Raw genomic sequence first — 21,210 nt, 5'->3', positions numbered from 1 at the left:
GGCGGCCGGGCGTGAAGAAAACCACGCTCACGCCAGGAGGGCGGTGAGGAGGGCGCGCAGTTGCGCCGGCCGCGTCGGCTTGTGGACGAGTTCTCCCCCCAAGGCCGCCACCTCGGCGGCGATCTCGGCGCCGTGATCGGCGGTGGTGACGATGACGGGCAGCAACCCGCCGCTCCCCCCGCGAAAATGCTCGGCCACGGCGAGGCCGCAGGCGCCGTTGTCGAGGTGATAGTCCAGGATGAGTAGGTCCGGCGCGAGGTCGCCTGCCGCCGTCACGCCAGCGAGATCCCGGAACACGACGACCTCGGCGTCCCAGTTGCGCAGGAGCCGGGCGAGGGCGTCGGCCGTGGCGGGATCGTTCTCGACGACGAGGATCTTCGCGCCCGTCAGGCGGGTGGCGACGGGGCCGAGGCGGGCCTCGGCTTCCGGCGGGGCGAGGCCGAGGGGAACCGTGAGGCTCACGCGGGTGCCGTGGCCGGGGCGGGAGGCGAGGACCAGGGGATGGTCCAGGGTCGCGGCCATGCGCTGGACGATGGAGAGACCGAGGCCGAGGCCGGGCTCGGAATCCATCATCTCGGCCTCGCCGCGATAGAATTCCTCGAACACCAGGGCGCGCTCGGCCGGGGCGATGCCGCAGCCCGTGTCGATCACCTCGATGCGGCAGGCTTGGCCGCGCACACGGACGACGATGAGCACACCGCCCGATGCCGTGTAGCGCAGGGCGTTGGAGACGAGGTTCTGCACGATGCGCCCGAGCATCACGGAATCGCTCACCACCACGCAATCGGGGCCACGCACGTGCAGGCGCAGACCCTTGGCCTCGGCGATGCGTTGGAAGTTCGCCACGACGCCGTGCAGCAGGTCGGACAGGCGGATCGGCCGGATGGTCGGGCGCACCACCCCGGCATCGAGCTTCGAGATGTCGAGGAGGGTCTTGATCAGGTCCTCGATGGTCTGAAGCCCACGCTCGATCTGGCCTGAGATCGCCAGGGCCTCGGGGGCGAGGGGCATGTCGGCGAGCGCCGAGACCGATAGCCGGGCGGCGTTGAGGGGCTGAAGCAGGTCGTGGCTGGCGGCGGCGAGGAAGCGGGTCTTCGAGCGGTTGGCGGTCTCGGCCTCTTCCTTGGCCGCCACCAGGGCGGCGTTGGAGCGCTCCAGGCTGTGCATCAGCCCCGTCAGCTCCTCCGTGCGGGCACGGACCCGGCCCTCCAGCATGATCGCCGTCTGAAACAGGGAATAGGCGCTGCCCTGCTGGTCCATGCTGCGCTCGACATGGGCCATGAGGGCGGCGTTGATGCGTTCGAGCTTGGCAATGCGGCGCGCGCTCTCCGCGTCCGAGGCGGCGCTCATGGCGCGGGACGCCGCCCGATGGCGATGCCCGTGAAGGTCTGGTTCAGGTGCATGGCGCGGTATTGCTCGCCATAGGTCTCGAAGCCGACGACGGCGTAGCGGCGGTAGAGATCGCAGATCCCGTGGCGAACCTGACCGTGCTCGGCATCGAGGCGGCGCAGGATGCAGTCGAAGCCGATGACGAGGTCGAGGCCGCCGAGTTCGGCATCGAGGCGTTCGAGTTCGGTGCGGGTGGCCGTGACGATGTCGCGCGGCCGGGCGAGGGTGAGCACCACGCCCTCGTCGATGGCGCAGAAGAAACTGAGGGACCCGTCCTCCGGATCGAGGCGGCGGATGGAACGGCAGAAATACTCGCCGCCGATCCGCACCGCCAGGGGATAGGCGGCAAAGCTCATGGGCGAGAGCCCCTCCGGATCGAGGCCCACCGCCATGGCGTATTCGCGGGCCGCCGGTTCGGCGTTGAGTTCGTAGACGATGCGGCGCTCGTCGTCGGAGGCCGTGACCACGAACTTCGTCGTCGTGGGCTCGAAATTGTCGCTCTTGAAGATCCGCGTCGGGCAATCGGTCTCGACGAGGAGCAGCACGGCGGCCCGCCGGTGGATCGCGCCGCCGTGCAGGAGGATCGCCTCGCGGAAATCGAGGCCGTCTCCGGCCGAACCGCCGACGAGGGGGATGCCGTCGAGGGCCCAGGCGATGGCCGAGACCACGGTCTCCTCGGCGTTGGCGAGTCCGTCGATCAGCGAGAGGGCGAAACGCCCGCCCGGCCCCGCCTCGGCGGCCTCGCCGTCGAGGGTGCGGCGCAGGGCCCGCACGGAGGCCGCCGTGCGGGCGACGTCGTGATGGTCGATGGCGTCGAGCACCCCCGAGACGATACGAAACCCGGCGCGCGGAAACGCGATGAGCACGAGGCCCCGCGCGAGCCCCCCGGCCGGGCTGATTCCCCCCGACATGGTGCAGCCTGCCACCGGCACCCCGGGAAACCCCTGCGTCAGGGCGCCGTTGAGGGTCTCGACACAGTAATCGGACGAGAAGAACACCACGATCTGCGACAGCTCGGCCGCCCCGATGGCGGCGGCGACCTCACGTACCGCGAGACCCGCCTCGGGGGCCTCCGTCCAGGCCGTTCTGATCCCGCACAGATGCGTCCGCACCTGCGTGCCCTGGCTCACGTCGCGCTCCCGTCCCGGGGATCGGACGTTTCGTGGTCGACACGCCGCCCTGTTGTCCCTTTGGCGTGAAGTCTGCCCGTCGGACCGGGCGCGTGCAAGCGTCGCCGTTTACGAAGCCTCGATGGAGAGGCAACCGCGCGGGCCGAGGGCACAGACACGCGGCCGCTCGGGCAGGAGGTCCCAGAGACGGGCCTCGGCGTAGCGCAGGAGAATGGCGCCGTCCGCGCCCCGACCGTGGAAGCATTGCTCAAGGGCGAGAAGCGCGGTCGGGCGCGGCGGGTGCGGGCGCTGGCTCGTGTCGAAGGCCAGGGTCACGGCGTCCTGCGCGCCCTCGGCGAAGCCCTCGACGGTCTCGATGAGGGCGGCGATCTCGGCGCCGTCGAGGGTCAGCACGAGGCAGATCCGGGGGGCCAGGTCGGGACAGGCGGCGATGGCGACATCCCGCCGGAAGCTGAAGGCGAACCGGGGACCATCGGCCGTGGGGTAATCCTGGCGATGGGCCGCGCGCACGCCGGACAGCGCCACCCACTGCCCCGGATCGGAGGCGGAGGGCGCGGCGATCCGGCCCTCCGGCCGGCCGTCCTGGCGGTAGTGCAGCAGGGGGTTGATGCCCGCCCGCCCGACATCGGGATAGCGGGCGAGGTACATCAGCGTGCTGAAGGCGGGGCTCGGATCGAGGCCGGCGCCGGCGCCGACGCGCAGGTAGTGCCGCACGGGATCGAGGCGGGTCGGCCCGCTCTGGCGGCGATAGAACGCCGTGTCGAAATCCGCGTTCGGGTCGTAACCCCGTTTGGCCCCGCGCCAGACATAGTGGAGATAGGGGTCGAGGCCGGAGCGCACGACCTCCGGGTAGGTCGACCGGTAGAAGGTTTCGTCGAACAACCGGGGCACGCGGCCGATGACGAGCCGGCGCAGGCTCCCCGTGAGGGTGGCGACGAGGTGCGGGAAGGGCTTGCTCATGCGAAGGTCGGCGCCTCGCACAGCGTCCGCAGGGTGCGGGCATAGGTGGCGGGATCGCACTCGTGCCTGATCCGGGCGAGGCCCGCCGCCTGGACGCCGGTCCAGAGGGCCTCGTCGGTATGGAGGTCGGCGAGCGCCTCGGCGAAGCCTTCCGGATCGCGCCAGTCGCGGACGAGGGAGCCGGTTCCGTCGGGCCAGCCAAGTTGTTCGGCGAGGATCGGGGTGACGACCCCCGGCAGGCCGTGCGCCACGGTCTCGTGGACCTTGTGGGGGATGCCGGCGGCGAACCGCGTCGGGGCCAGGGCGACGCGGGCGGCATCGAGGACGGGGCCGACATCATCGACGCGGCCGAGGATACGCACCCCCTCCCCCGCCAGACGCTCGCGGATGGAGGGCGCCACGGCGCCGACCACGGTGACGTGCGCCGCCGGAAGGCGTGCCCGCAGAAGCGGCCAGACGTTCGCGAAGAACCAATCGAGGGAATCGATGTTGGGCTCGCCTTCGCGGGCCAGCGACCCGAGAAACACGAAGCCGTCGCGGGCCGTGAACCCCGGCGCGGCGTCGTTCGCCACGAGGGCATGGCCCAGGACCGTGGCGTTGGGCACGCCGTGCGCCCGCAGCACCCGCGCCTCTCCTTCCGAGACGCAGACCACATGGTCGGCGACGGCGAAGCGGCGAATCTCGCGGACGCAGGCGCGGGCCAAAGCGGGGCCGTTGGCGGGAGCGCCCGCGAGCGCCTCGGTGACGAAGTCGCGCAGGGCGAAGACGGCTTCGGTGTCGAACACCACGCGGGTGCGCCCGACGTCGCGGGGGGTGAGGCCGAGATCGTGCAGCACGCCGCAGACCCGCTCGATGTTGGGCGGCCGGCTGACCCAGAGCACGTCGTAATAGTCCGGCCGCTCCCGCACGAGGTCGCGCAAGCCCGCCTCGCCGCAGGGCTCGACGATCTCGATGCGGGTGGAGAGATCGCGGTAGAGACGTGCGGCCTCCTCGCGCTCGCCGTGGATGGACGCGAAGGTCACCGCGTAGCCGAGTTCCGCCATGGCGTTGAGGATGGCGTTGGCGCGGGGCAGGCCGGCGCCGAGGTCGAGATGGGGCGCCCGGTCCTCGACGTAGAGGATGCGCAGGGTCCAGGGGTCGTGGTCGCGGGCGGCGAACCCCGTGCGTTGCGGCCCCTGGCCGAACAGCCAGGCGGCATGGCGCTCGCGGAACCGCGCGCGGTTGCGGTCGAGCAATTGTTCGACGTCGTCGCGGCGGGCGCTGGTGACGTTCTCGACGTGGATCGCGATGGCGCGGGGTTGGTAGATCACCCGGCGGCCCGCCTGATGGCAGCGCACGCAGAGATCCGTGTCCTCGAAATAGGCCGGGGCGAACCAGTCGTCGAAACCGCCGAGTTGCCGGAACAGCCCGGCCTCGATCAGCAGCACCGCGCCCGAGACGTAGCCGACCTCACGGGCGAAGGACGCCTCCGGCGCGAACGGATCGGCCCCGCCCCGGCCGTAGGGGTGGGTGGTCTGGGCGTCATCGCGGAAATTCGCCCCGGCCTCCTGCAGAAGCCCGCCCGGGAACACCAGGCGCGCCCCGGCGATGCCGACGTGATCGAACTCCTCGAACGTATCCAGGAGGGCGCGCAGGGCGCCGGGCATGAGATCGACATCGGGGTTGAGGAACAGGAGATAATCGCCGCGCGCCCGCGCCGCCCCGGCGTTGCAGGCGGGGCCGAAACCGATATTCGCGTCGTTGAGCAGCACCGTGGCGCCGTCGACCCGCCCGTAGAGGGCACGGGTCTCGGAATCGGAGGCGTTGTCGACGACGATGACCTCGAACGGGACGCCGCTCAGAACCTGCCCGGCGGCGAGGCGATAGAGCGTCCAAGCCAGCATGTGGCGGGCGCCCCGCGCGACGATGACGATGGAGACGCGGGGCGTCGCCTCGGCCCGGAAGGCGATGCGGGCATCGTTGAGGAACAGGGCGTTCCACAGGAGCGCGGCTTCAGCGAGCGCAGCCTTGCGGCCGGCGGCGGCATCAACGGCTTCGACGGGCGACGTCATGCGCGGGGTCCGAGGGGCAGGGCGACCCGGCCGATGAGATCGTCGTGCAGGACGAGGAGCACGCAGTCATCCGCCGGCACATCGGCGCCGTCGAGGGTGAGGCTCGCCGGCACGGGGGCGAGGTCCGTACGGGTTCGGCTCACGAAGGGGAGAGCTTGCGTGAGGCTCAACGGTGTCGCGGTGCCGAGCGTCACTTCCGTGACGGTCTCGGGGCCGAGGAGGAAGGCGGCGCCCGGATGCCGGCCGGTCACGAGGTGGCTCGGCAGGGCCAAAGCGAGGGTGATATGGCCGGAGCCCCCTCCGACGAGGCTCGCCCGCGCCTCCCAATCGGGCACGGCCCCGACGATCTCCCGCGCCAGGGTGGCGCGCAGGGCCGGCGGCAGTGTGCGACCCCGAACCCATTCGGGGGACAGGACGATTTCGGCATCGATGACGCCGCCATCGCCCGCTGAACCCATGTCCGTACCGGCGCGTGCGAACCAACGTCGCCGCTCCGGGGCATAGGGACCGGACCCCGGCGGCGGGTTCCGCGCGGTGGCGACGAGGAGACCATGTTCGGGACTGTCGCGCTCGGACGACACGAGGCCGGTGACGCGGGTCAGGCGGCCACCGGGCAAAATCGTCGTCCGGACAGGCTCCTCGCGGATGTCCGGTGAAGCCTGCGACTCGCCGGCCAGGTCGGCCCCGACATGCTCGCGTAGAAGGGCGAGGAGCGACGTTTCGGCGGACCGGGTGACTTCGTTGTAGCCGGCAAATAGATCGGCGCAGACTTCCGTGAGCGCTGCCAGCCCATGGGCATCGCCCGACATTTCCAGCAGCATGGCTTTGACCTCGGCCACGGTCTCGCAACGATGGGCTCGGGCGACGGGCGAAAATCCCTCGAAGCCGATCCGGGTGCCGACGACCGGCAGGCCGAAGCACAGGGCCTCGGCGACCTTCATCTTCAGGCCGCTGCCCATGAGCATCGGGGCGACCACGAGGTCGACGCGGTCGTAGAAATCCTCCAGGCACGCGACGTAGCCGGCGCGTTCGACGCCCGGACGCGGTGTCGCGCCGAGGCCGGTGCAGATCTCGCCCGCGACCACGAGGGTCGGCCGGTCCGGTGTCCAGTCGGCGCTCCAGACCTCGATGAAGCGGCCGATGGAGAACAGATTCGGATCGTTGCCGTGGCCGAGGAAGCCGATGCGGGCGAGGCGTCCGGGCGCCCGGAACGGCCGCCGCGACGGGAAATGCGGCGGCAGGAGATGGACCCGCGCGCGGGTGAGGCTTTCGAAATAGCGTGCCTCCTCCGCCTGGATCGCCAGCACGATGTCGGCCCGGTCGAGTCCCTCGGCCTCGCTCCTCGTATCGGTGTAGAAGAAATTCGGCTCGGCCCGGAACGGGCGGTACTGGGCCTGCCGGTCGGCGAAGCGGTCGTGGGTGTCGATGAGGGTGAGGGTTCCGGGTGGTACCGCCGCGAGGCAGCGCGACAGGAACACGTAGTTCACGAGGACGATGCGGGTCTTCGGATAGGTCGCGCCGTACCACGCCACGAACTCCACGACCTCGTCGGGACACCAATCGTCGAGGCCGAAATGCCGGGCGCGGGTCTTCAGGGGGATCGCCGCGCGCGGCTCGATCCGGAAGGTGCGCTGGAAGGCGCCTGCCATGGCCGCCGCGTCGGTGGGCGGATGCTGGCCGAAGCGGCGGTAGATCTGATCCTCATGGGCGAAATACGCGAGATCGACGGCAAAGCCCCCCCGCGCCAGCGCGTCGCAGGTGGCGACGAGGCGGCGTCGGTTGCCGGCGCTGGTGGGAAAGGCCGGCATCGGTGCGATGACGAGGACGGTCGGGCGGGTCATGGCGCCACCCTGGCGGCGGCGATGTCGCCGGATCGAACCAGCAGGGCGGCGTCCGTCGGACTGCGGGCGGGCTCGCCCCAGACCCGCGTGAGGTCGAGGCGGGTCCGGGGCTCGGCGCCGAAGGTGCGATGGGCTCGTACGACGTGGCAGCCGCGCCAGAGGCCGCCTGCCCGCAGCAGCAGGTAATCCGGAACGCCCGCTCCCGTGAGGTTGGCTTCGGCCTCCCCCGTCACGGCGAGGACCGGACCCACAGGACCCTCATGGGGTTCGGCGAGCCCCGAGAGGGCGCCCCCCAGATGCGGCAGCAGCCCCGCCAAGGTGTCGAGGGTCGCGGGCCGCAGGGCGCCGAGGATGGCGGGACACAGGGCGGTCCAGGCCGCCGGATCGAGGGTCGCGACGGGCGCGGGCGGCGAGAACGCCACGTCGAGTTCATGAAAATGCGTCGCGACGCCAAGGCGGTCGGGTGGGCCCGCCGCCGTGAACACCAGGAGGACCGCCGGGGTCTGCCCACCTCGGCCGAGGCCGCAGAAGGCCCAGGTCAAGAGATCGCCGCCCGCCACGCCGAGGGGGATCGGCAGGGCGGTCGAGAGCGGATAGCAGGCGACGAACAGGCCCTCCGTCACCGTGAAGAGCTGCCCGGCGGTGTTTCGTTCAGGGGTCTGCGTCACGCGCGGCGGCGCCCTCAGGCGACGGCGCCGAAGGCGGCGAGGATCCGCGCCCAGGAGCGGGTGCCCTTGTGGAAGCTGGTGAGGCTGTACTTCTCGTTGGGCGAGTGGATGCGGTCGTCGTCGAGGCCGAAGCCGATGAGCAGGGTGTTGCGGTCGAGGAGCCGCTTGAAGTCGCCCACGATGGGAATCGAGCCGCCGGCCCCGATGGTGACGGCGGGCACGCCCCATTCCTCGGCGAGCGCCGTACGGGCGAGGTCGAGTTCCGGCATGTCGAACGGCAGACTGATCGCGCGGCTGCCCTTGTAGCAGATGACCTCCACGGAGCAGTCGGCCGGGATGCGCTCCCGCACGAACGCCTCGAAGGTCCGGGCCAGGACCTCGGGGTCCTGATCGTCCACGAGGCGGAACGAGATCTTGGCGCTGGCCTCCCCGGCGATCACCGTCTTGGTGCCCTCGCCGGTATAGCCGCCGATGATGCCGTTGACGTCGCAGGCGGGGCGCGACTGGATGAGTTCGATGAGCATCCGGCCGCGCTCGCCGGCGGGCTCGGAGAGACCGATGGGCCTCAAGAATTTCTCGGCCGTGAAATCGAGCCCCTTCCACTGCTCGAGGATCTCCGTCGGCGTCTCGCGCACGCCCTCGTAGAAGCCCGGCAGCGCCACCTTGCCGTCGGCATCGTGCAGGTCGGCGATGATCTTCGACAGGATGTGGATCGGGTTGCGGGCCGCTCCGCCGAAGAAGCCCGAATGCAGGTCGCGGTCGGCGCACCGCACCTTCACCTCGAAATAGGCGAGACCCCGCAGGGACGTGGTGATGGCCGGGGTGGTGGGGTTCCACATGCTGGTGTCGCACACGAGGACGATGTCGGCCCCGAGCTTGTCACGATTCGCCGCGACCCATTCGGGCAGGCCCTGCGAGCCGTTCTCCTCGGCGCCCTCGATGAGGATCGTGACGCCGCAGGGGAGTTCGCCGTCCATGGCCTTCCAGGCCCGGCAGGCCTCGATGAAGGTCATCACCTGGCCCTTGTCGTCGGAGGCTCCGCGCCCGACGATCTCCCGCTCGCCCTGGGCATTCGTCGCGAGACGCGGCTCGAACGGGGGCGTCTCCCACAGGTTCAGGGGGTCCACGGGCTGCACGTCGTAATGGCCATAGAACAGCACGTGCGGCGTGCCGGGCTTCGGCGCATGGGCCAGCACCACCGGGTGCAGCGAGGTCTCGTGGATGCCGGTCTCGAAGCCGAGGGCCGTGAGTGTCCCCTCCAGCCACTGCGCCGCCTCGCGGCAATGGCCGGCATAGGCGGGATCGGTGGAGACGGAGGGGATGCGCAGGAACGCGAACAGGCGCTCCAGGGCGTTGTCGAGATCGCGGTCGATGTCGTTGAGAACGGGGGCGAGCGCGGCCATCGGGCGTCCTTCGGCTTGGAGAGCCCCTGGGTTAGCCGAGGTGCCGGAGGCGCGCAAACCCGCGTGAGGGAACAGGCTCAGTCTGGAACGGTTATCGAGAACGACCGGCCGCGGATGGATGATTCTTCCCGTCCGCGCCGCCGCGACGCCATTCCCGAAGCCCGGCGCCCCTGACGCGGCCGCCGCTCCCGCCACGGACACAACGCCATGCTCATCGAAAGCGGCTCGCCCAACGCTGCGAACACCATCGCCATCAGCCTGACGATCAACGGGCAGCCCCGCACCCTCGACGTCGCACCCTGGACCACCCTCCTCGACCTCCTGCGCGAGACCCTCGACCTCACGGGCACCAAGAAGGGCTGCGATCACGGACAATGCGGCGCCTGCACGGTGCTGGTCGATGGGGTGCGCATCAATTCCTGCCTGGCGCTGGCCGTGATGAAGGACGGGGCGAGCATCACCACCGTAGAGGGCTTGGCCGAGGAGGCCGGTTTGCACCCGCTCCAGGCCGCCTTCGTCGAGCACGACGCGTTCCAGTGCGGCTACTGCACGCCCGGCCAGCTCTGCTCGGCCGTCGGCATGATGGCCGAGGGTCACGCCCGTTCGCGCGAGGAGATCCGCGAGGCCATGAGCGGCAACATCTGCCGCTGCGGCGCCTACACCAACATCGTCGACGCCATTGAGGACGTGATGCAGTCGGGAGCCGCGAAATGAACCGCTTCGATTACGTCCGGCCCGAGACCGTCGCCGACGCCGTGAAGGCCATGGCGGGGGGCGACGCCCGCTTCATCGCCGGGGGCACCAACCTCGTCGACCTGATGAAATACAACGTCGAGCGGCCCGGCCGCCTCGTCGACATCACCCGGTTGCCCCTCAACACCATCGAGGCGCGCGACGGGGGGCTGAGCATCGGCGCCCTCGTGACCAATTCCACGGTGGCGTACGACGACACGGTCAAGGCGCGCTATCCGCTGCTGGCCAGCGCGATCCTGGCCGGGGCCTCGGGCCAGTTGCGCAACGCCGCCACCACCGGCGGCAACCTCAACCAGCGCACCCGGTGCTACTATTTCTACGACGAAGCGACGCCCTGCAACAAACGCCAGCCCGGCTCCGGCTGCCCGGCCATCGGCGGCGTCAACCGCATCCACGCGATCTTTGGCACCAGCCCGAACTGTATCGCCACCCACCCCTCCGACATGTGCGTGGGACTCGCCGCCCTCGACGCCACCGTGCGGGTCGCCGGCCCCGAGGGTGAGCGCACGATCCCGTTCGGCGACTATCACCGCCTGCCGGGGGACAATCCGGAGCGGGACAACACCCTGAAACCCGGGGAGATCGTCCTCTCCGTCGATCTGCCCGACGAAGATTTCGGGCCGCACCACACCTACCTCAAGCTGCGTGACCGGCTGTCCTACGCCTTCGCCCTCGTCTCCGTCGCCGCCGTGATGAAGCTCGACGGCGACACCATTCAGGCCGCGCGCTTCGCCCTCGGCGGCGTCGCCCACAAGCCGTGGCGCGACCACGAGGCCGAAGCCTTCCTGATCGGCAAGCCCGCCAATCAAGAGACCTTCACGGCCGCCGCCAACATCGTCGTGGCCGCCGCCCAGCCCCAATCCGAGAACGCGTTCAAGGTCGAACTCACGCGGCGCGCCCTCATGCGCGGCCTGTCCCAGGCCGCCGCCGGCACGCCCCAGTCGCAGTCCGACAAGCGCATCGCCTGAGAGGTTTTCCATGGCAAACTCCATCAACACCTCCGGCACGGACACCTATGTCGGCACCGCCCACAGCCGGGTCGACGGCCCGGCCAAGGTCACGGGTCAGGCGAAGTATGCCGGGGAATTCTCCGCGCCCGACCTTGCCCACGGCTACGTGGTGTCGAGCGCCATCGCGCGCGGCCGCATCACGGCCCTCGACACTGCGGCCGCCGAGGCGGTTCCGGGCGTTCTGAAGGTTCTCACCCACGAGAACCGGCCGCGCACGGCCTGGCTCGACTACAATTACCAGGATCAGGTGGCGCCCCCCGGTTCCCCGTTCCGGGCCCTCTACGACGATAAGGTCCACTACAGCGGCCAGCCCGTCGCCCTCGTGGTGGCGGAGGATTTCGACACGGCGCGCCATGCCGCGTCCTTGGTGAAGGTCGCGTACGAAGCGGAGACGCCGAACACCGACCTCGCCGCCCTGCAGGATCAAGCCTACGTCCCGCCGAAGAAGCGCTCGGGCATCAAGCCGCCGCCCGAGCCCTGGGGCGATGCCGTGGGCGCCTATGAGGCCGCTCCGATCAAGCTCGACGGTCGCTATCACATGGCCGTCGAGCACCATAACCCGATGGAGCCCCATGCTTCGACGGTGGTCTGGGAGGGCGACGGCAAGATCACCGTCTATGACAAGATCCAGGGCGTCTCGAACAGTCTCGGCTACATCATCGGCGTGTTCGGGATGAAGAAGGACGACGTTCACGTCATGAGCCCGTATCTCGGCGGTGGCTTCGGTTCCGGGCTGCGGCCGCAATACCAGCTGTTCCTCGCCGTGATGGCCGCCCGCGACCTCGAACGCTCCGTGCGCGTGACGCTCACCCGCGACCAGATGTTCAGCTTCGGCTACCGGCCCGACGTGCGCCAGACCGTGTCCCTCGGGGCCGGTGAAGACGGCGCGCTCCAATCCATCCGCCACGAGGCCATCTCCGGCACCTCGAACTTCGAGGATTACCAGGAGGTCGTGGTGAACTGGTCGGGCGTTCTCTACGATTGCCCCAATGTCGCCCTTGATTACCGACTCGCCAAGATCGACACCTATACGCCCTCCGACATGCGGGCGCCCGGCGCCGTGACGGGGGTGTTCGCCCTCGAAGTGGCCATGGACGAACTCGCCCACGCCACGGGCCAGGACCCCATCGCCCTGCGGCTCAGGAACTACGCCGAGAAGGACCGCACCCAGGACAAGCCGTTCAGCTCGAAATCCCTGCGAGCCGCCTACGAACAGGGGGCCGAGCGCTTCGGCTGGGCGGGCCGCGACCCCGAGCCCCGCTCCATGCGGGACGGGCGCGAACTCGTCGGCTGGGGCATGGCGACGGGCATCTGGGAATCGATGATGCAGCAATCGAGCGCCCAGGCGACGCTCACCGCCGATGGCAAGCTCGTGATCGGCAACCAGACCAGCGACATCGGCACCGGCACCTACACGATCCTGACCCAGATCGCCGCCGACGCCCTCGGCCTCCGGATTGAGGACGTGACGACGAAGCTCGGCGACTCGAAGCTCGCCGACGCGCCCATCGCGGGCGGCTCGTGGACGGCGGCGTCATCCGGCACCGCCGTGATGAAGGCGTGCCGCGAGATCGCCGCCCAGGTCTTCACCCTGGCCCGCCGTCTCGACGATTCGCCCCTCGCCAACGTCGATTTCGAGCGCGTCGTGTTCAAGGACGGACACATCTCCGTCGCGGGCGATCCCAGCCGCAGCATCGCCATCGCCGAGGTCCTGAAGGCCGGCGGAATGGATAAAATCGAGGCCACCGGGTCGGCCGGCCCCGATTCGAATCATTCGCAGAGCTTTGCCGGATACACCCACTCGGCGGTCTTCGTGGAGGTGAAGGTCGACGAGGATCTCGGTGTGGTGCGCGTCACCCGCGTGGTCTCGGCCATCGCGGCGGGCAAGATCCTCAACACCAAGACCGCGCGCAGTCAGATCCTCGGCGGCGTGGTCATGGGGATCGGCTCCGCCCTCGAAGAGGAGTCGATGCTCGACCACACCCTCGGCCGGTTCATGAACCACAACCTCGGCGAATATCACGTGCCGGTTCACGCCGACATCCACGACATCGATGTGATCTTCGTCGACGAAGAGGACAAGGCCAACCCCATGGGCGTGAAGGGCCTGGGCGAAATCGGCATTGTCGGTACGGCGGCGGCGGTGGCCAATGCGGTGTTCCACGCGACCGGCAAGCGCATCCGCGAATTGCCGATCACCATCGATAAAATCCTGGCCTGAAACGCAATCGACAAGCGACAAACGACGCTTGTCGATCCGGCGGAGCTTGACGGCGGCTGAGCGTCGAGTACTGCACCAGGGACATGACAGCGAGCCATTACACTGCAGCGCAATATTTCATATTGCGCTGCAGCAACTCTTCCCTCATCGTCGTTCGAATCGAGGCGATGGGGTGCAGCATGCCGGATATCGTGGATGCGCCGCGAACCGCGGACCCTCTGAGTGAGATCAATCCGGTCGATCCTGCGTTCGTCCGTTCGCACCTTCCCGGTACCTGCGCCGGATGGATCCCCGCCCCTAGCCCCGCCGCACGCCCTATCGCGGCGGCACATCGATCCTCAGGACTGAAAAGCGCGGTCGGCGCGTCAAACCGTCGAACCCGTTCGAGCCATGCGGCGCGGCGCCCGTGCTTCCTCACGCCAAAACGGATCGGGGCTCCGGACCCGGACACGGCGTCCCTACCCGCAGGATCGACTTCTGCGACCATGCGCACCGTTCGGTCGCGCTGAATCCGCCCCCATCCTCGATCTCCGCCCGGACCGTTCGTGCGTCCCCTGGTGCCGCATCGAACCTGAAAGCGAATCTTCGATGAGCGATCAACACAACCGGATGCAAGACCGTATGGCCGACATGATGGAGGCCACGCGCCTGACCGCCAGCGGACGCCTGACGGATGCGTCCGCCCTGATGCAGCGCAGCCTGAACGAGAGCTTGAGCGAGCCGCATGGCTTTGCATCCCATTCGGTGGAAGCTGGCCTGACCGACCGTCTGCGCGATGCGATGAAATCCGTGACGCAGGGCCTCGAACGCAGCGTCGCGCCCGTCCTCGAAGGTCTCGGTCTTCAAGGTCTCGCGCCGCAGGCCCGTGCAACGGATGCGCCCCCGGCGGAGCCGCCCGTCGCGGACGGGCCGAGCTTCACCGATGGCAGCTTCACCGGCCTGCACGGGACGCGGGAGTACAAGCTGTTCGTGCCCGGAGCCCATCCGGGCACCCGCCCCCTGGTGGTGATGCTCCACGGCTGTAGCCAATCGCCGGGCGATTTCGCCGCCGGCACGGGCATGAACACCCTCGCCGAAACGCACGGATTCTACGTGCTGTATCCGGGCCAGACGAGCCGGGCCAACGGCCAGCGCTGCTGGAACTGGTTCCAGCCCGGCGATCAGGACCGGGAAAGCGGCGAGACCGGCATCATTGCCGACATGACCCGTGCGGTGATCGCGGCGCATCGGATCAATCCCCGCCACGTCTTCATCGCCGGTCTCTCGGCGGGCGGCGCCGCGGCGGCGAACGTCGCCCACGCCTATCCCGATCTCTTCGCGGCGGTGGGCATCCATTCGGGTCTGGCGGCGGGGTGCGCCCGCGACGTCTCGGCCGCCCTGACGGTCATGCGCCTCGGCCCCGTGGCCGAGGCCGATTGCGTCGCCCCCGTCACGCCCCTGCCGACCATCGTGGTCCACGGCGAGAGCGACGGCACGGTCAACCCGCTCAACGGAGAGCAGGCCCTCGCCCAGGCTGGAATCGCCGGTCTGACCCCCGAGATCATCGAAGATGTCAGCCAGGGCGGTCTTCCCTATATCCGCACCCGCTACGCCGACGCGGCCGGTCATGTCCGCGCCGAGGGCTGGATGGTCCGGGGCCTCGGCCATGCCTGGTCGGGCGGCACCCTGGCGGGCAGCTACACCGATCCGCGTGGCCCCGACGCCTCGCGCGCCATGCTGAACTTCTTCCTCGCCAATCCCCTCAAGGGGTGAGCGCCGCGATGTTGTCGATGAGGCGGGTGCGGCCGAGATAGGCCGCCGCGAGGATGCGCACCGGCCCCTCGGGTCGCTCCACCGGAGCCAGGGTCTCGGCGTCGCGAATTTCGAGATACTGCACCGGCCCGAACCCGGCGGCTTCGAGCTTGGCCCGCCCCGCATCGAGGAGCGGCCCCGCCTCCCGGCCCGCCGAGAGCCCCCGCGCGATGGTGTCGAGCACCGCATGGAGCACGGGCGCGGCGCGGCGCTCGTCGGCGCTGAGGTAGCGATTACGCGACGACAGGGCGAGGCCGTCGGCCTCGCGCAGGGTCGGAACCCCTTGGATGTCGATGGGCAGATCGAGATCGCGCACGGCGCGGCGGATCACCAGGAGCTGCTGGTAATCCTTCTCGCCGAACAGGGCGATGTCGGGCTGGACCTGATTGAGGAGCTTCGTCACAACGGTGGCGACTCCGGAGAAATGCCCCGGCCGGAACGCGCCGCACAGCCCCTCCGACACCGCCTCGACCTCGATGCGGGTGGCGAAGCCCGGCGGGTACATGGTCGCGACATCGGGCAGGTAGGCGGCATCCGCCCCGGCCTCGGCGAGCAGCGCCAGATCGGTCTCCACGTCACGGGGATACCGCGAAAAGTCCTCCGTCGGGCCGAACTGCGTCGGGTTGACGAAGATGCTCGCGACCGTGCGCTGGCCCAGTTCGCGGGCTCGCGCCACCAGGGCGAGGTGGCCGGCATGCAGCGCCCCCATGGTCGGCACCAGGACGATGCGCTCGCCGGCTTTACGCCACGCCGCCGCCTGCGCACGTAGGGGGGCGACGGCCTCGAACCGGATGGGGGTTGTCTCGGACACGGGGACGTCTCTTTCGGTCTTGGAACTCCGTCCCCTGACCTAATCGTCCGCCCCCCCAGGCGCCAGCCCGTCAGGGGCAGTAGGGGAGAAGCGGACGACCGTAGGGATCGTCGACGCCCAGCGGCGGGGTGAAGCCGTAATAACTCGGTTTGCCGAGACCGTAGGCGGAGCCGACATAGCTCGGATCGTTCCAGGCGTCGGTGGGAATCGGGGCCCGGCGGGGGATGCAGCCGGCGAGGCGCCGAGGCGGCACCGCGAACTTGCGCACGGCGCGCGCGTCTTCGTCCACCCGGGGAAAGTAGCGTGGCGGCAGTTCGACGCCATAGGCTTCGCCCCTGCCCCCGAACGACCGCTCCGCCGCTCCGTAATCCGCCGCTCGCGCCGGGCCACCGCTCAGGAGCGGCAGAGCCAACAGGCAGGCCGCAGACCAAATCCGCTTCGTCACCACGTTCAACGTCATCACTCCGCTCCCTGCCCGTCAGGGTTGCCAGAGGGGCGTAAACCAAGGGTTAACCATGCGCGTCAGCGCGGCCCGTCGAGGCCGGCCAGCCGGGCGTGATCCGCATCCGGCCGGGTGGCGCCGGGGACCGGATGGGCGAGGCGCCGGGCGAGATCGGGCAGATCGAGGGCCGCCGCACCACGACCGTACAGGGTCGCGTCAAGGGCTTCGAGACCGGCCGCGATGGCGGGGTCCCCCCGCCAGGCGCGCACGAGGTCCGGCTCGTCGCGCAGGGCGGGGGCGAGGCTCGACCGGAACGCCGCCGCGTCGCCCTTCGCGGCCGCCGACGCGAGGGCGCGGCGGGTCGCCCGGCCGAGGCGCGGGCGCGACCGGGCCGGAACGCCGAACCCGAGGAGGGCCAAACCGAGACCGAAGGCCGCGAGGGCCGCCGCCGCCACCGAGAGGGGGGATGCGGCGACGGGGGGCTTGGCGTCCTCGTCCCGGTCGGGCAGGCCGCCGCCGATCTGGCGGGCCGGAATCTCGGCTTCGCGCAGGGTGCGCGACACGGTGTCGAACCACGGGATGGCGATGGCATCCAACGGGATCACCTCCGCAATGGCCGGCCGGACGTCCCACTGGTAGGTCGCCCGGGCGATGGGACCCGTGGGGGTGATGATGGTCTCGCGGGTCACCGGTCCGGCGAAGGTGAGGATACCGCGCGTTCGCATAACCGGGCGGGGCGGCAGCCCCTCGGCGACCATGCCGTGCGCTTCCAGGGTGACGATGCGACGGGTGCTCTCGCCGATCTTCACGGTTTCCGGGTCGGGGCTCCACGAATCCGTGATGGTGACCTCGCGGGCCGGCAGCCACCACGGCTCCTTGGCATCGGGGCCACCCACGGGCTTCGTCCAATGCGCCACGGCGAGCTGCACCGGTGGCGAGGGCACGTCCACCACCTTGCGGGTGCCGCCGTCGTTGACGGTCAAGCGATGCACGAACGGCTCGATGGTGAAGTCGCCCGGATGGTGCGGGAAGATCGCCACCACCCGGTCGAACGCGATGGCGTTCTGCCCATCGGGTAGTTTCGTCTTGGTCCACAGATCACGGCCGAGCTGGGTCCAGCTGAAATTCGCCAGCGACGGCTGGATCACCTCCTCGAGGAGGATCGGCTGGCGATAGACCCCGTGGATGCGCAGCAGCACCATCTCGCGCGAGAACGGGTCGGCATTGCCGTTGCGCTCCGGGGTCACCGTCAGGGTGAGATCGCCGGGGGCGATCTCGGCATGGGCGGTGCCCGCGAAGGCAAGACAGGCGAGGGCGACGAGCGCCGCGCGGAGGTCGCGCCCCCGTCTGCGTATCCGAGACGGCGAGCGGGCACGGGCGAACGGCAGGACCTCCGAAAAAATCACCATGGGTTGCTCCCCGCCGGTACCGCCGTGCCGGCTTCCACGCGCACGGCCTGCTCGGCCTTGAGGCGGAGCTTGAGATAGCGGCCGGGATCGTCCGGCAGGGTCTGAAGCCAGAGGCGGTCGGGCCGGATCTCGTGGGCCTCGAAACTCTTCGTCACCCGGCGGACCTCGCGCTCGGGGGCGGCGGCGACCATGGCCGAACCGGCGCCCGTACGCCCGCGCCCGGCGGCGTCGCTGGCCGAGCCCCGCGCCTCGCCCTTGCCGGAATCGACCGAGACCTGCTCGGCCTTGCCCCGCCGCGCCACCTTGCTGTTGCCCGGCGTCGAGGAGGTGGTGCCCCCCTCCTTGTTGCCGGCGAGGCCCTCGCCGCTGGAGGTCGCCTGGGTGTCGTCGTTGGGGTCCTGATTCGAAGTCTTGTTGTAGCGTGCGCCCACGGTGGCGGTGGCGTTGGCGACGCCGCCGCCCTTGCCGGGATCGCCCGCCCCCTCGTCGACGAGGCGGGCGATGAGGGAGCGGTTGGCCTGGGCGTCGGCGTCGCGCGGGTTGTAGGTCAGGGCCTCGTCGTAGGCGTCGAGGGCGCCCGGGAGGTCGCCGGCCTTGGCGAGGGCGTTGCCGAGATTATAGGCGCCGCGCCGGCCGGCGGCGCGAAACACCCCGGCGGCCTCGTCGTAGCGTCCGGCTTGGTAGAGGGCGGGGCCGCGCCAGGCCGGATCGTCGAGGACCACGGCGGCGGCACCGGGCAGGCCGAGGCCCATGAGCAGGCGCCCGAGACCGGTGCGTGGCTGCGACACCAGGGCGAGGCCGATGAGGCCGGCCCCGGCGAGGCCGAGACCGGCGCGGCGCGCCCACACGGTCCAGCCCGGCGGCAGGGCGAGGCGTTCGGTGGGGAGCGACAGGCGACGCATCAGGCGCTCCGGCGGAACAGGATCAGGGCCGGCACGAGGGCCAGCAGAATGAGCCAGCGTCCGAGATCGGTGAAGGCCAGGACGGTGTAGCCACCGGCGGCGAGGTGCTGGGCCGTGCTGGCGCCGACCCGGTCGAGGACGGGACCCGGCGCGTCGAGGCTGGCCAGATCCCCGCCCCCGGTGGCGACGAGGCGCTCCAGGGCCGCCCGGTCGGGTTTGGGCGAGCCCGCCGGCAGGCCGGGGCCGGCGGGCACAAACACGCCGCTCAAGGCCCAGCCCTTGGCCCGGATCGCCGCCGCCTCGCGGGCGGCCGCGTCGCCGATGCCGTCGCCGTCCGTGACGAGGACCACGTCCCCCGCGATGACGCCGGCTTCCGAGAGGGTGCGGCGGGCCAGCGCCAGGCCGCGCTCCGGGTGCGTGCCCCGGTCGGGCACGGTGTCGCCATCGAGGGCGAACAGGGTGGAGGCGAGGGCGTCGCGGTCCGTGGTGGGTGGAATCGCCAGGTAGGCGTCACCGGCATAGACCACCACGGCGACGCTGCGCGTGCCCGCCGCCTGGGCTACGCCCTCGGCGATCTGGCGCACGTCCTTCAGACGCCCGCCCTCGGCGATGGAGCGCGAGAGATCGACCACCACCACCGTGGCGTCGAGGTTGCGGAACGTCGTGGCGTCCGGCCGCTCCACGGCCGGTCCCGTCAGGGCCACGGCGACGAGGCCGGCGGCCAGGGCCGCAGCGAGATTCGCCTGCCGCCGTCCGCCCAGGACGCCGCCGCGCTGCGCCAGAAGCGCCATGAGGCCGGGATCGACGGCCTTGATCCAATCGCCGAGCGGCGCCGAGCGCCACGCGGCCCGAAGCGCCAGGGCCACGACAACGGGAATTGCCGCGAGCCACCAGGGCCGCAGCACGGTGAAGGCGTCGAACGGGCTCACGCGGTGCGCCTCGCGGCAAGCAGCCCGGCCGCGCACAGGAAGCCGAGGGCGGCGGGCCAGGGCCAGAGATCCTTGCGGAGGGGCAGCGGCGGCGCCTTGGCCCGGCCACCCTCGATCTCGTCGATGGCATCCGCCATGGCCATGAGGTCGTCGGTCGTTTTCACGCGAAACATCCGGCCTCCGGTGAGGTCCGCGATCTCCCGCAGGGTCTCGGTGTCGACGACATCCTGCTCGCCCTCGGCGTTGGAGAGGTCGCGCGGTCCGAGGGCGATGGTGTGGACCCGGACACCGAGGTCCTTGGCCAGCCCCGCCACGTCGCGCGGGGTAGTCTGCCCGGCATTGTTGGCGCCGTCGGTGAGGAGGATCACCACCTTGTCGGTCACGGGCGGGCCGCCCTCGCCGGTCTCCGCCGAGGGCGGTGGGGTCAGGCGCTTCAGGGCGAGGCCGAGGCCGTCGCCGATGCCGGTGGAGCGGCCGACGAGGCCGATGGTCGCCTCGTCCAGCGCCCGGGCGACGGTGGCGGTGTCGAAACTCGGGCTCGCGGCGACGTAGGATTCGTTGGCGAAGATCACGAGGCCGATGCGGTCGCCGGCCCGGCGGCGGATGAAATCCGTTCCCACGCGCTTGACCGCCGCGAGGCGGTTCACCGTCTGGCCGTCGAGGGCGAAGTCGCGCCGCTCCATGCTGCCGGACAGGTCCATCACCAGCATGATCTCGCGCCCCGAGGCTGGAAGCGCCGTCGCGGGCAGGACGAGGCGGGGACCGGCCAGCGCCACCACCAGGGCCGCCCAGAGGGTCCAGACCAGCACGGCGCGGCCACGCCCACGGGCGGCGACGCTGTCGCCCCGGGCCGCCGCCGCAACGAGGGAGGCGGGCACCCGCAGGGCGCCGCTCGAACCGACGCGCTCGGCCGGCATCAGGCGCGCGGCGAGGAGCGGCAGGGGCAGGAGCAGCAGGGCATAGGGGCTCGCGAGGTCGAAGGCCGAGACCAGGGCGGTGAGCCAGTTCGGCATGGCTTAAGCCCCGATCCGCTGCATCAACCGAACCAATTCGGCATCGACCGATCCGGGTTCGGACGCCTCGCGGCGGTAGAGCCCGTCCGCGAAGGTGCGGCCCGCGTCCTTGGTGAAGAAGTCCGTGGCGAACAGGCCGTCGAGGGTCGCGGCCCACGCCGCCCCCTGCGCGGACGCCGCCGCGTCGCCCCGGAGGGTCCGGACGAGGCGGCGCAGGAGACGGGCCTGGGCGACCCGGCGCGGCCCCGGCGGCAGGGTGTTGGCGTCGGCGAGTTCGCGCAACGCCACCCGGCGCAGGCTCACCCGTTGCCGCGCTCGCAACACACGGACGAGGCCGACCAGCAGAGCCGCCGTGAAGCCCAGCACCATGGCGAGCACCACCGGCCCCTGTGCCGCACCGGCGGCGTCGGCAGGCAGATGAAGGCCACGGAGCTGATCGAGACTGGCGGGCGCGTCGGCGGGGATCACAGATCCCTCCACGAAGCCG

18 protein-coding genes are annotated in these 21,210 nt (G+C 70.7%); 4 read left to right on the top strand and 14 right to left on the bottom strand.

Annotated features, from left to right (window positions below; all coding sequences use genetic code 11):
* Positions 1-27 precede the first annotated feature (27 nt).
* The 7 genes from BM249_RS03320 to BM249_RS03290 form a co-directional block, all read right to left on the bottom strand.
* Complete coding sequence (locus BM249_RS03320) at positions 28-1,350, bottom strand: ATP-binding response regulator (protein WP_091968981.1); 1,323 nt, start codon at positions 1,348-1,350, stop codon at positions 28-30.
* The gene (locus BM249_RS03315) at positions 1,347-2,519 is read right to left on the bottom strand and encodes an FIST N-terminal domain-containing protein (RefSeq protein WP_091968978.1); all 1,173 of its coding nucleotides are present in this window, start codon (positions 2,517-2,519) and stop codon (positions 1,347-1,349) included. The genes BM249_RS03320 and BM249_RS03315 overlap by 4 nt, the downstream gene beginning before the upstream one ends.
* A 108-nt stretch (positions 2,520-2,627) precedes the next feature.
* Positions 2,628-3,479: a hypothetical protein gene (locus BM249_RS03310; protein ID WP_091968975.1), complete on the bottom strand. Its 852-nt coding sequence runs from the start codon at positions 3,477-3,479 to the stop codon at positions 2,628-2,630.
* The gene (locus BM249_RS03305) at positions 3,476-5,530 is read right to left on the bottom strand and encodes a glycosyltransferase (RefSeq protein ID WP_091968972.1); all 2,055 of its coding nucleotides are present in this window, start codon (positions 5,528-5,530) and stop codon (positions 3,476-3,478) included. Before BM249_RS03305 ends, BM249_RS03310 begins: the two co-directional genes overlap by 4 nt.
* On the bottom strand, positions 5,527-7,371 hold the full coding sequence (locus tag BM249_RS03300) for a glycosyltransferase (RefSeq protein WP_091968970.1): 1,845 nt from the start codon (positions 7,369-7,371) through the stop codon (positions 5,527-5,529). The genes BM249_RS03305 and BM249_RS03300 overlap by 4 nt, the downstream gene beginning before the upstream one ends.
* Positions 7,368-8,039 carry a hypothetical protein gene (locus BM249_RS03295; protein WP_143103671.1) on the bottom strand — a complete coding sequence of 224 codons (672 nt, stop codon included), beginning with the start codon at positions 8,037-8,039 and terminating at the stop codon, positions 7,368-7,370. The genes BM249_RS03300 and BM249_RS03295 overlap by 4 nt, the downstream gene beginning before the upstream one ends.
* Before the next feature lie 14 nt (positions 8,040-8,053).
* Complete coding sequence (locus BM249_RS03290; protein WP_091968965.1) at positions 8,054-9,442, bottom strand: M20/M25/M40 family metallo-hydrolase; 1,389 nt, start codon at positions 9,440-9,442, stop codon at positions 8,054-8,056.
* A 207-nt stretch (positions 9,443-9,649) separates the two neighbouring features.
* Here BM249_RS03290 and BM249_RS03285 point away from each other — a divergent pair, with 207 nt between their 5' ends.
* From BM249_RS03285 to BM249_RS03270, 4 genes are all read left to right on the top strand, one after another.
* On the top strand, positions 9,650-10,156 hold the full coding sequence (locus tag BM249_RS03285; protein ID WP_091968963.1) for a (2Fe-2S)-binding protein: 507 nt from the start codon (positions 9,650-9,652) through the stop codon (positions 10,154-10,156).
* Positions 10,153-11,163 carry an FAD binding domain-containing protein gene (locus tag BM249_RS03280; protein WP_091968961.1) on the top strand — a complete coding sequence of 337 codons (1,011 nt, stop codon included), beginning with the start codon at positions 10,153-10,155 and terminating at the stop codon, positions 11,161-11,163. The genes BM249_RS03285 and BM249_RS03280 overlap by 4 nt, the downstream gene beginning before the upstream one ends.
* 10 nt (positions 11,164-11,173) lie before the next feature.
* Complete coding sequence (locus BM249_RS03275) at positions 11,174-13,426, top strand: xanthine dehydrogenase family protein molybdopterin-binding subunit (RefSeq protein WP_091968959.1); 2,253 nt, start codon at positions 11,174-11,176, stop codon at positions 13,424-13,426.
* Positions 13,427-14,035: 609 nt separating this feature from the next.
* A complete protein-coding gene (locus BM249_RS03270) occupies positions 14,036-15,178 on the top strand; it encodes an extracellular catalytic domain type 1 short-chain-length polyhydroxyalkanoate depolymerase (protein WP_342029846.1) in 1,143 nt (380 codons plus the stop codon).
* Here BM249_RS03270 and panC read toward each other — a convergent pair.
* The 7 genes from panC to BM249_RS03235 form a co-directional block, all read right to left on the bottom strand.
* The gene (gene panC / locus BM249_RS03265) at positions 15,168-16,028 is read right to left on the bottom strand and encodes a pantoate--beta-alanine ligase (protein ID WP_091968955.1); all 861 of its coding nucleotides are present in this window, start codon (positions 16,026-16,028) and stop codon (positions 15,168-15,170) included. The genes BM249_RS03270 and panC overlap by 11 nt on opposite strands.
* A gap of 70 nt (positions 16,029-16,098) precedes the next feature.
* A complete protein-coding gene (locus tag BM249_RS03260) occupies positions 16,099-16,488 on the bottom strand; it encodes a hypothetical protein (RefSeq protein WP_091968953.1) in 390 nt (129 codons plus the stop codon).
* Between the two features lie 62 nt (positions 16,489-16,550).
* Entirely contained in the window at positions 16,551-17,879 is a 1,329-nt protein-coding gene (locus BM249_RS03255; protein ID WP_091968951.1) for a BatD family protein, read from the bottom strand.
* On the bottom strand, positions 17,873-18,781 hold the full coding sequence (locus BM249_RS03250; RefSeq protein WP_091968949.1) for a tetratricopeptide repeat protein: 909 nt from the start codon (positions 18,779-18,781) through the stop codon (positions 17,873-17,875). The genes BM249_RS03255 and BM249_RS03250 overlap by 7 nt, the downstream gene beginning before the upstream one ends.
* Positions 18,781-19,710 (bottom strand): vWA domain-containing protein, encoded by a 930-nt coding sequence (locus BM249_RS03245; protein WP_091969333.1) that lies wholly within the window; start codon positions 19,708-19,710, stop codon positions 18,781-18,783. Before BM249_RS03245 ends, BM249_RS03250 begins: the two co-directional genes overlap by 1 nt.
* Positions 19,707-20,723 (bottom strand): VWA domain-containing protein, encoded by a 1,017-nt coding sequence (locus BM249_RS03240; protein ID WP_091968948.1) that lies wholly within the window; start codon positions 20,721-20,723, stop codon positions 19,707-19,709. The genes BM249_RS03245 and BM249_RS03240 overlap by 4 nt, the downstream gene beginning before the upstream one ends.
* 3 nt (positions 20,724-20,726) lie before the next feature.
* Positions 20,727-21,203, bottom strand: a complete 477-nt coding sequence (locus BM249_RS03235; protein WP_244528567.1) for a DUF4381 family protein — start codon at positions 21,201-21,203, stop codon at positions 20,727-20,729.
* Positions 21,204-21,210: the final 7 nt, after the last annotated feature.

The organism is Methylobacterium gossipiicola, assembly GCF_900113485.1.
GTDB lineage: Bacteria > Pseudomonadota > Alphaproteobacteria > Rhizobiales > Beijerinckiaceae > Methylobacterium > Methylobacterium gossipiicola.
The sequence above is the reverse complement of the archived record's forward strand: the minus strand, read 5'-3'. Positions and strand labels throughout refer to the sequence as shown.